This is a genomic window from Sphingobacterium sp. SGL-16, assembly GCF_011043515.1.
GTDB lineage: Bacteria > Bacteroidota > Bacteroidia > Sphingobacteriales > Sphingobacteriaceae > Sphingobacterium > Sphingobacterium litopenaei.
Window position 1 is genome coordinate 45,428 of record NZ_JAAKGQ010000021.1, and the last position, 14,717, is coordinate 60,144.

The following is a 14,717-nucleotide window of genomic DNA, read 5'->3' on the forward strand; positions in this document are numbered from 1 at the left end:
TTTAATTTTTCATGTTAATTTTCATCTGCAAGCTATCCATGTACCATCCTTCTCTCCGTTCACAGATGATTTGTCCGCCGTACTTCACATTCACTTTAGCGTACGCTTCTGTTCCTACTTTTGGCAATATATTTTTATAATACATTTCCAATCTTTTGAGTTTGTAATCCAAAGAATCTGCTGAGCCGATAACCAACACTTCTTTGCCTACACGTGGAATTAATTCAATATCATTCTGTTCATTAACATAAATCTGAACAATCTGATTTTCCCACAAATCATTGCCCTTCACATGGTCCACGATGTGGACTAGGTCTTTCACCATTTTGGTTTCTACTTGCTCCAACGGCTTCGTGTAACTTTCACGGATTTTACCATTAGCCACCAACACATGGGGCACATATTTCAATGTTACTGGAATTTTATGTCCCTTTGTATCCACATAAAACTCGCGTCCATCCTGGTTAATCACACGCAAAACGACTTCACGCTGTTGAACATTGACATTGACTGTCCCATCCATGTCGGTATGAATCTCGGCATTTGACACATATGGTAACTTTTCAATAGCTTGTTCTATTTCTTCAAACTTTATAGTTTTCAATTCTTTACCTGTAATGGTACCGAATTGATTGTTAATCATTTTTGAAATATCATGTTGGTCAATAAAAGTTTCTTTACCTTCCACATTTACTTTCAAAGATTTGCAAACCTGAGCAGCATCTTTATGATTAATCAGACTCATGAGCACGATCAAACCAGCCAAGGCCGCAATGCCAAGGAAAGTATAGAAAACTAGCCCCCATCTGATATTCTTCATATTATTGTTCTAAAATTGCTTTCAATGGTTTTATTAATCTATCAATATCTCCTGCTCCTACCGTTACTACTAATTCTGGCTTTTCATTTTTGATGAAACCCAACACTTCCTCTGGAGATACCACGCGCTTGTTGTCTGATTTTACTTTATCCAATAACCAAGAAGAAGTAACACCTTCAATGGGTAATTCACGCGCTGGGTAAATTTCCATCAACAATAATTCGTCCGCCATACCCAAAACTTCTGCAAATCCATCCACGAAATCACGCGTACGTGAGAATAAGTGTGGCTGGAATACCACTGTTAGTTTTTTATTAGGGTACAACTTATGCAAGGATGATAAAAATGCGCGCAACTCTTCTGGATGGTGTGCATAATCATCTATATAAATTGACTTTTCGTTACGAACGATATATTCAAAACGTCTTTTAGCTCCTCTAAAATTCGCTAATGCTGCAACAATTTTATCTTGTTCAATCTTAAGTAACAAAGCAACTGTAATAGCTGCCACAGCATTTTCAATATTGTGAAGCCCCGCAATTCCCATTTTGATATGCTCGATACGAAAATCCCCTTTCACATAATCAAAATAGAATTCGCCATCCACTACTTTAATATTCTCTGCATGCGCATCCGCTTGCTCGTCTTTTGAATAAGAAATATCTCCAGAGAATGGCAATCCTTTTTTCACGATACGATGACCACCTTCTACCACTCTGTCTAAATACATTTGAAATGACTCGATCAAATGCGATTCATCTCCGTAAATATCCAAGTGATCAGCATCGGCAGAAGTCACAACTGCAATATTTGGATGCAACGTCAAGAATGAACGATCGTACTCATCCGCTTCAACTACGACTACATTATTATTTCCGTACAATACATTCGTATTATAATTAGAACTAATACCACCTAAGAAAGCCGAACAATCATATCCAGAATCTTTCAAGATATGGGCAATCATAGTCGAAGTCGTCGTCTTACCATGCGTACCTGCTACACCAATAGTGAAACGGCTCGCACTGATAAAACCTAAAACTTGCGAACGCTTAAAAAGCTCAAATCCTTTATCAATAAAATAATGCTTGATTTTCGAATCCTTTGGAATAGCAGGTGTGAAAATCACTAAACTTTCTTCCGAAGGTTGAGCAAATCCCGAAGGAATTAAACTCGCGTCATCTTGATAAATAATATCAATACCTTCTTCTACTAAGGCAATAGTTAAATCTGTCTCTGTACGATCATAACCCGACACTTTACATCCCAAATGTTGGAAGTAACGTGCCAAACCACTCATACCAATACCACCGATACCGATAAGATAAACTTGCTTTACTTGATCAATATTTATCATTCCCTTATTTTATTATTTTTAAAACCTCATGAGCAATTACATCATCTGCATCCAATAAGGCTAGCCTTTTGATGTTATCTGCTAAGTCGTTCATTTTACTTTCATCCTTCAATAATGCTAAAGCTTTGTCTACTAAATGATGACGAGCTTCTACATCTTTCACTATCAATGCGGCATTTTTATTCACTAATGCCATTGCATTTTTAGTTTGGTGATCTTCGGCAACATTCGGTGATGGCACCAAAATCACGGGTTTGCCTACTACGCACAATTCTGAAATTGTACCAGCACCCGCTCTCGCGATAATCAAATCGGCAGCGGCATATGCATAATCCATACGTTGTAAAAACGGCATCATTTTCACATTGTAAGGTAAATCTTGAATTTCTTTATTCAATGTTTCATGATAATAGCTTCCACACTGCCAAATGACTTGCACATCTGCGTCTTTGAATTTTTCAAATGCTTGCTTAACACAGTCATTCAATGTTCCAGCCCCAAGACTTCCTCCTGTTACCAGAATTGTTTTCTTTCCTGCTTCCAACTCAAAGAAAACCAATGCTTCGCCTTTTTTGCCTTCGATATCTACCGAAGGACGACGAATGGGATTTCCTGTCAACAACACTTTTTCCGCAGGAAAAAACTTGTCCATACCTTCATAGGCTACGCAAACTTTCTTTGCCTTACCTCCTAAACTCTTATTCGTCTTACCTGCAAAAGAATTTTGCTCCTGGATCAACGTAGGCAAGCCCATCATGTTTGCCATCATCAACAATGGACCTGAAGCATATCCACCAACACCTACTGCAACATCGGCTTTGAAATCCTTTATTATTTTTCTCGCTTTCAACAGACTATTAATCATTTTGAAAGGAAGAGAAATGTTCTTCAATAATGAAGAACGATTAAAACCTTGAATATCTAACCCAACGATTGTATATCCAGCAGCAGGTACTTTCTCCATTTCCATCTTACCGTTTGCACCTACAAATAAGATCTCAATATCAGGTTCGATACGGCGCAAGGCATTCGCTATTGCAATTGCCGGAAAGATATGCCCTCCAGTTCCACCACCACTTATGATTACTTTATGCGCCATAATCAATTTTCTTTATACTGTACCTACTACCACTTTTTTAGGAGAAGCTGTTTTTGGAGCAGTAATATTACCTTCCTGCAACTCCTCTTTATTTTTTAATTCCTCGATACTTCTACTTACCGAAAGAATAATACCTAATGCAACACTTGTAAATAATATCGACGTACCACCCATACTTACCAATGGCAATGGCACCCCTGTTACTGGTCCTAAACCAACAGCTACCGCCATATTTGCTAAGGCCTGAATAGTTAGACTAAATCCTAATCCTGCCGCCAAAAAAGCACCGAACGCTCGCGGACTTAATGTCACAATACGAATCACACGATACATCAAAGCCAAATACAGCATGATCAAAATGACTCCACCAATAGTTCCATATTCTTCGATAATGATTGCAAAGATGAAATCCGAATATGGGTGCGGCAACACATTACGTTGAATACTATTTCCTGGTCCTTTTCCAAACAAACCGCCTGTTGCTATCGCAATTTTTGCATTATTAGCTTGGAAGTTTTTATCTTCTTGAAATGGCACTGTCGCAGCAACACCATCCACTTTTTCTGTTTTGAAGAAACCTTCAATACGGCTCATATATGTAGCACGGCGAGGACCTAATAGAATAACTAGCGCCAAAAGCACTCCTCCGCCCACACATACAATTCCAATTTGCTTTGCACTTACACGACCTATCAACAGCAACAATACACTCGTTCCAAACAACATCAATGCTGTCGATAAATTGGCCCATGCAATCAAAACAAAAACCGCACAAACAGTTCCCATGATTGGGATAAATGATTTTTTCAAATCCTTAATTTCGTGCGCTTTACGTGAAAGCATTCGCGCCAAAAACGTAATCAAAGCCAATTTTGCTAAATCGGATGTTTGAAAGGTCTGATTAATTACTGGAATGGTAACCCAACGTGAAGCGTCGTTCACATTGTTACCGAAAATCAACGTATAAAACAACAATGGAATAGTAATTACCATTAAGATTTTCGATATACCAGCGTACCATCTGTAATCGAGTTTATGAGACAAATACATCAAAACTAAACCCACAGCAATAATGGAGAAGTGCTTCACCAAATACAATTCTGTTCCTTTGCCTTCTTTATAAGCCAAAGTACCTACCGAACTATATACAGCAAGCAAAGACCATCCTGATAAGATTATCACGATAATCCAGATCCATTTATCGCCTTTTAGTTTTGAAAAGATTTGCTCCATAACTAAACTATAATGCCATTACAGCTTCCTTAAATTTATCGCCTCTTTCTTCGTAATTTTTGAACCAATCGAAACTTGCACAAGCTGGAGACAACAATACAGTATCACCTTTTTCTGCAATATGCGATGCAATGTTTACAGCATCATCCATCGAAGAACTGTTTACAATTACCTCAACTTCATCTTCGAAAGCATCGTGAATACGAGAAGTGTCTTTACCGATACAGATAATTGCTTTTACTTTTTGTTTTACCAAATCACGAAGCATATCGTAATCGTTTCCTTTATCTACTCCACCTAATAACAGAACGATGTTTGTAGAGAAGCTTTCCAAAGCGTACCACACGGAATTCACATTCGTAGCCTTAGAATCGTTAATGTAATTTACACCACCAATCAGCGCGACATGTTCTAATCTATGCTCAATATTCACATACGATCCCATGCTTTCTTTCATGCTTTGGTTGCGTAATTCTTGCACTTTGGCAATTAAGCCAGATGCCATATTATTATAGACATTGTGCTTTCCTTGTAATGATAACTCTTCAATATTCATCTCAAACTCGTCTCTATTAGGTAAGTTAATTTTCACATTTTTATTTTCGTCCAAATAAGCACCGATTTCAACAATCTGCTCTTGTGTCATAGGCAATTGCTGTGCTTTTATTTCAAATCTTGGCAACGCTTTTACCGTTTCTTCATCATCCAAACAGTAGATGAAATAGTCTTCAGGACGTTGATTTTGAATCATGCGGAATTTAGAATTCACATAATTCTCCATCTTGTATTCATAGCGGTCCAAATGGTCCGGTGTAATATTTAATATCACGGCTACATCCGCACGGAAATGATACATATCATCCAACATAAAACTGGAAATTTCTAACACATACGTATCATAAGATTCACGAGCCACCTGCAAAGCGAAGCTTTTGCCAATGTTACCCGCAAGACCTACATTTTGTCCCGCTTTTTGGAGCATGTAATAGGTCAACATTGTCGTCGTCGACTTACCATTTGACCCTGTGATACAAATTAATTTTGCATCTGTATATTGTGCTGCATACTCAATTTCTGAGATCACAGGTATATTCAAAGAACGAAGCTTCTTAATCAAAGGCGCCTTTTCAGGAATACCGGGACTTTTGACAATAACAGCAGCATTCAAAATCAAATCTTCTGTATGCTGTCCAGATTCAAAAGCAATTCCTTCTTCTTCTAATATTGCTTGATATGAATCAGCAATACTCCCCATATCCGATACAAAAACATCAAAGCCTTTGTCTTTACCCAATATGGCAGCTCCAACTCCGCTTTCACCTGCCCCAAGGATTACCAAACGTCCCGACTGCGGATAATAGGTATTTGCTATATTTCCCATATTATCTAACTTTTAATGTTACTATTGTCAAAATCGCTAAGATCACCCCCACAATTACAAAACGCGTAACGATTTTAGCCTCGTGATAACCTTTCTTTTGATAATGGTGATGTAATGGCGACATCAAAAAGATTCGTCTGCCTTCACCAAATCTTTTCTTGGTGTATTTGAAGTACGATACTTGTAAAATCACAGAAAGATTTTCGATCAAAAACACACCACATAAGATTGGAATCAACAATTCTTTACGAATCAAAATCGCAAATGCCGCAATAATACCACCGATAGCTAATGACCCTGTATCTCCCATGAAGACTTGCGCAGGAAAAGCATTGTACCACAAAAATCCAGTACACGCTCCCACAAATGCTCCCGCAAAAATCACCAGCTCACCCGAATTAGGGATATACATAATATTCAGGTAGTCAGAGAAAATAATGTTACCCGAAACATACGCCAAAATCGCTATGGTTATACCAATAATGGCGGAAGTACCCGTCGCAAGACCATCAATACCATCGGTAATGTTTGCACCATTGGAAACGGCTGTAACAATGAAAACAACGACAACCAAGAACAACCCAAATGTTGCCCAAGGATTATCTATACCAATCACAGTCAATACTTTAGAATAATCGAACTCATTATCCTTGTAAAAAGGAATATTTGTTTTTGTAGACTTCACATTATCCGCATAGGTTGTCTCGCCCGTGCTAGGATTCACCACCACTTCAACAGGTTTATCCGAAGTAGGATTCAAAACTTGCTCACGAACTACAATATCCGGATGGAAATACATTGTAATAGCAATTAGAATTCCTAAGCCAACTTGACCAACTACCTTAAAACGACCTGCTAAACCTTCTTTATTCTTTTTAAATACTTTGATATAATCATCTAAGAAACCAATTGCCCCCATCCAAAGAGTGGTAACAATCATAATGATGATATAAATGTTGTCTATTTTTGCAAACAGTAAAGTGGGAATCAAAATACCAGCGATGATAATCAAACCACCCATCGTTGGCGTACCTTGTTTCGTTTTCTCCCCCTCTAAACCTAAATCGCGAATAGTTTCACCTACTTGTTTTTTGTGCAATAATCGGATCAATCGGCTACCATAAACTGTCGTAATGATAAGCGATAAAATAACCGCCATCGCAGTACGAAACGAAATATATTGAAACAATCCCGATCCTGGGATCTTCCAATTTTCTTGTAGCCAATCAAATAAATAATATAACATCGTTCCCCTTATTGTTCGTTAAATGTATTTTCCAACTCCTCTCTATCATCAAAATGATGACGCACCCCATTTATTTCTTGATATTTTTCGTGTCCTTTTCCTGCTACCAACACAATATCACCAGGATTAGCCAAATGAACCGCAGCACGGATAGCTTCACGACGATCTGTAATGCTAAACGTATTTTTCTTCTTCTCTGGCGAAATTCCCACTTCCATATCTTTGATAATCTGTACAGGATCTTCAGTACGCGGATTATCAGACGTGATAATCAATTTATCACTGTATTTCAATGCCACATTCGCCATTTCTGGACGTTTTGTTTTATCTCTGTCACCACCACAACCTAATACCGTGATGATTTGCTGACCTGCGTTACGTAAATCCTTTACTGTTTCTAACACATTTTCCACCGCGTCAGGCGTATGTGCATAATCCACAATTCCAACAATTCCCGATTTCGAACGAACCGTTTCGAATCTTCCTTCCGCACCTGAAATTTCACTTAAAGCAACTAATACTTTTTGTGTTTCCTGTTCCAACAGAATAGCAGAAGCGTATACCGCTAATAGATTATAAGCATTAAATCCCCCTACTAATTTCACCCACAAATCATGCGCATCAATTTGCAACAACATGCCATCAAAATGTGACTCCAATACTTTCGCTTTAAAGTCAGCCATATTTTGAAGACCATAGGTTTTACGGTGCGCAAATGTATTCTGAAGCATTACGTTTCCGTTTTTATCATCCACATTCGTCAAGGCAAATGCAAAACCATCCAAATCATCAAAGAATTTTTTCTTCGCTTTGATATAGTTATCAAATGTGCCGTGGAAATCTAAATGGTCGTGTGTAATGTTGGTGAAAATCCCACCAGCAAAACGCAAACCTACAATTCGTTGCTGCACAATTGCATGAGAACTCACCTCCATAAAACAATAGTCACATCCATCATCCACCATTTGACACAATAGCTTATTCAAAGCCACCGGGTCTGGAGTGGTATGTGTCGCTGGCACTACAGTCGAACCAATTCTATTTTCAACAGTTGAAAGCAATCCTACATGATAGCCCATTTGTTTAAAAAGATTGAATAATAAGGTTGCTACCGTAGTTTTACCATTTGTACCTGTCACACCAACAAGTTTCAAGTTTTGAGAAGGATTACCGTAAAAATTACCTGCAATAATTCCCAAAGCATAAGCGCTATCACTTACTTTAATGTAGGTAACTTCTGAATTAATATCTTCTGGCAAATCTTCCAGCACAACTACAGCCGCATTACTCTCAATAGCTTTCGCTAAATACAAATGACCGTCTGTATGCACACCACGCACCGCTACAAAAAGAGAACCTTGCTGCACTTGTCTAGTGTCAAACGTAATAGCATTCACCTCCACGTCAAGTGAACCAATCACCTGCAAAACAGGAATAGCGTGCAACAACTCTTTTAATATCATATCAATTCAATTCTAGTGATACATTAGAACCTATTTTCAATCTTTGTCCAGGCGTTAAAGATTGCGCAATGACTTTACCTTTGCCAACTACTTTCGTTTTAAAACCTGCATTTTCCATTGTAAAAATTGCATCGACTAAGCCCATACCTTTTACATTTGGAACTAAACCTTCTTTTATATTTACCTCCATAAATGGAACACCTTGATGAGCTACCGCAGAGTCGCCCTGACTGATAACATTCCAATTTTGAGGATTAAATCCTAAAGCTTGATACACCTTTAATGATGATTCTTTCGAACCATTCAATGTTAATGGCGTACGTGAACCAGCTGTATTAACAGCTTTATTCGCAAATGTGCCATGCAATTTCATATCATTAGCATACACCATATCCGCTAATTCTTTGAACACCGGACCAGCTACCGAACCACCATAGTATCCATTGCGTGGATTACGAATCACCACAATCATGGAGTACCTTGGATTCTCTGCTGGAAAATACCCTGCAAAAGAGGATTGATAACGTCTAGCACCGTATCCACGAGAATTATCCGCCATCTGCGCAGTTCCCGTTTTTCCGGCCGCTGTATACCAAGGACTTGTCAATTTCTTGCCCGTACCTTCAATCATCACCCCTTCAAGCATTCCTTTCATTTTGCTAATAGCTTCCGGAGACGCCATTTGCTTATTGATTACGCGAGCTTCAAAACGCTCAACTGTATTTCCCAAGTGTCTAATTTCTTTCACAAACAACGGCGCAATCATTTTACCATTATTTGCCACCCCGTTGTACAATGTCAACGTCTGTAATGGTGTCAACAAAAGTTCGTAGCCGTAAGCCATTTGTATTAAAGACAATTTACTCCAGGACTTACTTTGTGGAGTTTTCACAACCGGAATTCCCTCTCCTGGTATTTGCAAATGCAATGGCTCATGTAAGCCCCAACTATGTAATTTCGAAGTATACTTCGATGGATTATCGCCGTAATGCTGGTTCACCAACTTGGTAATCCCTACGTTAGAAGATTCCTCAAAAGCTTCTTTTACCGTAACTATAGACTTCTTAGGAGCATGTGAGTCACGAATGGTGTGCGAAGGAACTTTATATGTTCCATTTCCAATATCAACCTTAGTCGTCGTGTCTACATACCTATCATCAAGCAAGGCTAAATACGAAGCCAATTTAAATGTCGATCCTGGATCAGCACGTTGAGCTATCGCATAATTAAATTTCTCACGATACTCCCCGTCTTTATCTTTGGTAAAGTTGGCTATAGCTCTAATTTCACCAGTTTGCACTTCCATCAGCACCACACAACCCTCATCCGCATTACTGATAACCATTTGTTTACCCAGTGCGCGTTGTGCCATATCCTGCATATTCACATCGATAGTCGAAATAATATCCGACCCATCAACTGGCGCAACCTCCACCTCTCTATTCAATGGAACCCAAACACCGCCCGCAATACGTTGCATCATTTGCGCCCCACTTGTACCTTCGATATAATCTCCGTAAGCACCTTCTAACCCCACTCTAAACTCATCATTCTTGTAACCAATTGTCCGAGCAGCAAGATTTGTAAAAGGCAAAATTCTTTTGTTTTGTCGCACCGAAACCAAACTGCTGGAGTATCTTCTTTTCCCTTCTCTAAACGTTTTAAACAAAGGAAAGGTCTTTAAGACCTTCAAATCTTGATGCGAAACAGCACGCTTCAACAACACATAACGTTGTTTTTTACTTCTCGCCTGTTTTAAAATCGTCAAATACTGACGAGAAGATTTATCTTTAAAGAAGCCCGCTAGTTTTGATGCCAACGAATCCACTTTATTATTGAAAACTTCATTGTATTCTACAGGAATCGACATCGCATCAAAACGAATTTCATATTCCGGAACCGAAGTAGCCAACAGACTACCATCTACCGAATAAATATTTCCCCTTGCCGCCTCAACTACGCGCTCTTGAATAGTTAAACTATCCGCTATCGTTCTCCATTTATTTCCATCCACATACTGCAAGTGCAAAAGCTTAGCAAAAACTGCCAAAGCTCCAAATACCATCAAGCCAAAGGCCAGGTATACACGCACCAATATGGACTTCCTTATATTCATCCTAAGTAATAGACTACTTATTCTTCCTCTTTTACAATTTCAAGTTTAATTGGCGGTTCAGTACGCTCTTTCAAACCAAGCGTATCCGCTCTTTTGGCTATCTCCGACTGCGTAGTCAATTTCATCAACTCCGCAGACAACGACTTATAATCCCAACTCAACTCTTTCACCTCTCTACCCAAACGATCAATCTGTCTCACCGTACGCTCCGCTAAATGGCGATTCGAAATATACAACAACGCTAACAATGCTAAGAAAGCACCAAAAGGCAAATTCTTTGTCACTAAATAAGTAGACAATTTTGCCGGCGAAAATAGATTGCGTAGAAAACTACGCGTTTCCTCTACCTTCTCCTCTACCGACTCCGAGATTTCCTCTTGAACATCTTCACTCAGCTCTTCGTTACGCAACGTATTTCTTCTCGACATAACGCTTCCAGCTAGTTATTAATCTTTTCCGCAACGCGCAATTTTGCACTTCGCGAACGGTTATTTCTCTGCAACTCTTCTTCAGAAGCTGTAATCGCCTTGCGTGTAATTACACGGAATGGTTTTATCTCATTGCCAAAAAAGTCTTTTTCCACCTCACCTTTAAACTTCCCCTTCAACATGAAATTTTTCACCAAACGATCCTCCAAGGAATGGTAAGACATAATTACCAAACGACCACCTTCTTTAAGAACAGAAATACTTTGCAGCAAAAACTCTTGCAAAGCTTCCAATTCCTTATTCACCTCGATACGCAACGCTTGAAAAACCTGAGCATGATATTTATGTTCTTTTCCTTTCGGAACCATCTTTTTTATCACCTCTTTCAGTTCCGCTACCGTATTGATTTCATTTGCTAATCGCGCAGTAACTATAGTTTTGGCTAAAGATTTTGCATTTTGTACCTCTCCGTACATTCCGAAAATGCGATGCAAATCTTCTTCAGCATAAGTTTTCAATACTTTTCGCGCATCCCAATCAGACACCTGATCCATACGCATATCCAAATCCGCATCAAAGCGAATTGAAAAACCTCGTTCTGCATCATCAAATTGATGAGAAGAAACCCCAAGATCACCCAAGATCCCGTCAACTTCTTTCACACCTTCAAGGCGCAGGTAGTTTTTCAAGAAACGAAAGTTTTGATGAACCAACACAAAACGTTCGTCATCGATAGCATTATTTATCGCATCAGGATCTTGATCAAAAGCAATCAATTTTCCTTTAGGACCTAATCGCTTTAAAATCTCACGAGAATGACCTCCACCACCGAAAGTCACATCTACATAAACCCCATCCGGCTTAATATCCAAAGCTTCCATGCATTCATGAAGCATTACTGGCACGTGATACACTTGTTCATTAGACATTAAAACCTCCTTCTAGATCAAAATCTCCCATTACTGATTCCGCTAAATCCGAGAAGTCTTCCTCAGAAATAGCATTCATCTTCTCGTCGTACTTCGCTTTAGACCACAACTCTACTTTGCTCAAGTTACACACCAACACCAAATCAGAACCCACTTGTGCGTAATCCAACAAAGGCTTTGGCAAAAGCACACGCCCCGCAGAATCCAACATCAACTCCGTAGCTCCGCTCGTAAATTTCCGTACGAAATCACGATTCTTAGCCTGAAACTGATTTAATCTTGCCAATTGCGACAAGATCCTATTCCATTCTGCGCGAGTATAAATCACTAAATTTCCATCGAAGCCACGATTCACAACAAGCCCTTCACGCTCCACGTCAGGCAACTGACGCTTGAGCGCTGCAGGAACCACCATTCTTCCTTTGGCGTCCAGCTTGCATTCGTATTCTCCGATTAAAAAATTCATCTGTAGTCTATACCTCTAATCAAATTTAATGTAAAAGTATACACTTTCTCCCACATACTCCCACATTCCCCCACAAAAAAGTTTTCCACATCAAATTTTCGCTACAATTAACTCCTAAAAAAATCGCTTATTTCTGATAATCAGGCGCGTTTTTATTGAAAATCAAGAAGTTAATTTTTAAGGTCCACAATGTCATTTTTGTGCAACAAAACAGCTTTTTTACCTCCTTTTTACACCTGAAAATTGGCAAATATTCGTTAAGTGGGGGAAAGTGGTAGAAACAAATAGTGTCATATATTTCGAGAAAAAAGACTCAAAATCTCCCCATTTTATTTCTCAGGTTGGATTCGTTATTGTCGGCTAAAACCAATAATTTTGCAGAATATATTTTCTACTTTATAAATATGTATAGAAGTCATAATTGCGGCGAACTCCGAATCGCCGATGTAAATAAGGAAGTAACTCTTGCTGGTTGGGTACAAAAATCTCGCGACAAAGGTTTCATGATTTGGGTGGATTTACGTGATCGCTACGGAATCACACAATTAATCTTTGATGAAGCACGTACAGAAGCTAGCGTCATGCAATTGGCTAAATCTTTAGGTCGTGAGTTCGTAATCCAAGTAAAAGGTACGGTTATCGAACGCGAATCTAAAAACGGTAATATTCCAACAGGAGAAATTGAAGTTTTGGTAAATGAATTAACTATTCTTAACGAAGCGCAACTTCCTCCTTTCACTATTGAAGACGAAACTGATGGCGGTGAAGATATTCGTATGAAATATCGCTACTTAGACATCCGTCGTAATCCGGTTAAAAACAGCTTGTTGTTCCGCCACAAAGTAGCTCAAGAGGTTCGTAACTACTTATCCAATTTAGATTTCTGTGAGGTAGAAACACCTTATTTAATCAAATCAACTCCAGAAGGAGCTCGTGACTTTGTCGTGCCTTCACGTATGAATCCAGGACAATTTTACGCGTTGCCACAATCTCCTCAAACGTTCAAACAGTTGTTAATGGTTGCTGGCATGGACCGTTATTTCCAAATTGTAAAATGTTTTCGCGATGAAGATTTACGTGCGGATCGCCAACCTGAGTTCACACAAATCGACTGTGAAATGTCTTTCATCGAGCAAGAAGATATCTTGAACGTATTTGAAGGTTTGACACGTCATTTATTAAAGAAAATTCACAATATCGATATCGAAAAATTCCCACGCATGACTTTTGATGAAGCTATGCGTACATACGGTAACGATAAACCAGATATTCGTTTCGGCATGAAGTTCGGTGAATTGAACGCTGTAGCACAACACAAAGAGTTTGCAGTATTCAACAACGCTGAATTAGTAGTTGGTATCGCGGTACCAGGCGCGGCTTCCTACACACGTAAAGAAATTGACGCTTTAATTGATTGGGTAAAACGTCCTCAAGTAGGTGCTTCAGGTATGGTTTACGTGAAATGTGAAGCGAATGGTCAATACAAATCTTCTGTAGATAAATTTTACGATCAGGCTGACTTAGCAAAATGGGCTGAAGCAACAGGCGCTAAAGAAGGGGATTTAATTTTGGTATTATCGGGTCCTGCAAACAAAACAAGAGCTCAACTTTCGGCTTTACGTATGGAATTGGGCAACCGTATGGGCTTACGTAAGCCAGATGAATTTGCTCCGCTTTGGGTTGTTGACTTCCCGTTATTGGAGTGGGATGAAGAAACAGAGCGTTACCACGCGATGCACCACCCATTCACTTCACCAAAACCAGAAGACATGCACTTGTTGGATACTGATCCAGGTAAAGTTCGTGCTAATGCTTATGATTTGGTATTGAATGGTAATGAAATCGGTGGAGGTTCTATCCGTATCCACGATAAAGAAACACAAGCTTTAATGTTCAAACATTTAGGATTTACTGCTGAGCAAGCACAAGAACAATTCGGTTTCTTAATGAATGCCTTCCAATACGGAGCTCCTCCACATGGTGGTTTGGCATTTGGTTTAGACCGTTTGGTAGCTATTTTAGGTGGTCAAGAAACTATACGTGATTTCATCGCATTCCCTAAAAACAATTCAGGTCGCGATGTGATGATTGATGCACCTGCGCCAGTTGACCAAGCTCAATTAGACGAATTAAGTTTAGCCTTGGCTGTGAAAGATTAAGTGCTATTAAACATAAAAGA

General features: G+C 39.1%; 12 protein-coding genes. 1 reads left to right on the top strand and 11 read right to left on the bottom strand.

Annotated elements, in window-relative coordinates:
• Position 1: 1 nt before the first annotated feature.
• Genes G5B32_RS08985 through mraZ form a run of 11 tightly spaced genes read right to left on the bottom strand, consistent with a single transcriptional unit; the run spans position 2 to position 12,538 of the window.
• The gene (locus G5B32_RS08985; protein ID WP_165291212.1) at positions 2-820 is read right to left on the bottom strand and encodes an FtsQ-type POTRA domain-containing protein; all 819 of its coding nucleotides are present in this window, start codon (positions 818-820) and stop codon (positions 2-4) included.
• Between the two features lies 1 nt (position 821).
• Positions 822-2,174 carry a UDP-N-acetylmuramate--L-alanine ligase gene (gene murC / locus G5B32_RS08990; protein WP_165291223.1) on the bottom strand — a complete coding sequence of 451 codons (1,353 nt, stop codon included), beginning with the start codon at positions 2,172-2,174 and terminating at the stop codon, positions 822-824.
• A gap of 7 nt (positions 2,175-2,181) precedes the next feature.
• Positions 2,182-3,276: an undecaprenyldiphospho-muramoylpentapeptide beta-N-acetylglucosaminyltransferase gene (gene murG / locus G5B32_RS08995; protein ID WP_165291213.1), complete on the bottom strand. Its 1,095-nt coding sequence runs from the start codon at positions 3,274-3,276 to the stop codon at positions 2,182-2,184.
• A gap of 12 nt (positions 3,277-3,288) precedes the next feature.
• On the bottom strand, positions 3,289-4,509 hold the full coding sequence (locus tag G5B32_RS09000) for an FtsW/RodA/SpoVE family cell cycle protein (RefSeq protein ID WP_165291214.1): 1,221 nt from the start codon (positions 4,507-4,509) through the stop codon (positions 3,289-3,291).
• Between the two features lie 7 nt (positions 4,510-4,516).
• Complete coding sequence (murD, locus tag G5B32_RS09005; RefSeq protein WP_165291215.1) at positions 4,517-5,890, bottom strand: UDP-N-acetylmuramoyl-L-alanine--D-glutamate ligase; 1,374 nt, start codon at positions 5,888-5,890, stop codon at positions 4,517-4,519.
• Position 5,891: 1 nt separating this feature from the next.
• Positions 5,892-7,136, bottom strand: a complete 1,245-nt coding sequence (mraY, locus tag G5B32_RS09010; protein ID WP_165291216.1) for a phospho-N-acetylmuramoyl-pentapeptide-transferase — start codon at positions 7,134-7,136, stop codon at positions 5,892-5,894.
• Positions 7,137-7,144: 8 nt separating this feature from the next.
• Positions 7,145-8,599, bottom strand: a complete 1,455-nt coding sequence (locus tag G5B32_RS09015; RefSeq protein ID WP_165291217.1) for a UDP-N-acetylmuramoyl-L-alanyl-D-glutamate--2,6-diaminopimelate ligase — start codon at positions 8,597-8,599, stop codon at positions 7,145-7,147.
• Between the two features lies 1 nt (position 8,600).
• Positions 8,601-10,715: a penicillin-binding protein gene (locus G5B32_RS09020; RefSeq protein WP_165291218.1), complete on the bottom strand. Its 2,115-nt coding sequence runs from the start codon at positions 10,713-10,715 to the stop codon at positions 8,601-8,603.
• A gap of 17 nt (positions 10,716-10,732) precedes the next feature.
• Positions 10,733-11,143, bottom strand: coding sequence for an FtsL-like putative cell division protein (locus tag G5B32_RS09025; RefSeq protein WP_165291219.1), 411 nt, complete (start codon positions 11,141-11,143; stop codon positions 10,733-10,735).
• 11 nt (positions 11,144-11,154) lie between these two features.
• Positions 11,155-12,072, bottom strand: a complete 918-nt coding sequence (gene rsmH / locus G5B32_RS09030; protein WP_165291220.1) for a 16S rRNA (cytosine(1402)-N(4))-methyltransferase RsmH — start codon at positions 12,070-12,072, stop codon at positions 11,155-11,157.
• The gene (gene mraZ / locus G5B32_RS09035; protein WP_165291221.1) at positions 12,065-12,538 is read right to left on the bottom strand and encodes a division/cell wall cluster transcriptional repressor MraZ; all 474 of its coding nucleotides are present in this window, start codon (positions 12,536-12,538) and stop codon (positions 12,065-12,067) included. Before mraZ ends, rsmH begins: the two co-directional genes overlap by 8 nt.
• Before the next feature lie 404 nt (positions 12,539-12,942).
• Between mraZ and aspS the strand changes: the two genes are divergently transcribed.
• Positions 12,943-14,697, top strand: a complete 1,755-nt coding sequence (gene aspS, locus G5B32_RS09040) for an aspartate--tRNA ligase (RefSeq protein WP_165291222.1) — start codon at positions 12,943-12,945, stop codon at positions 14,695-14,697.
• The last annotated feature ends 20 nt before the right edge of the window (positions 14,698-14,717 follow it).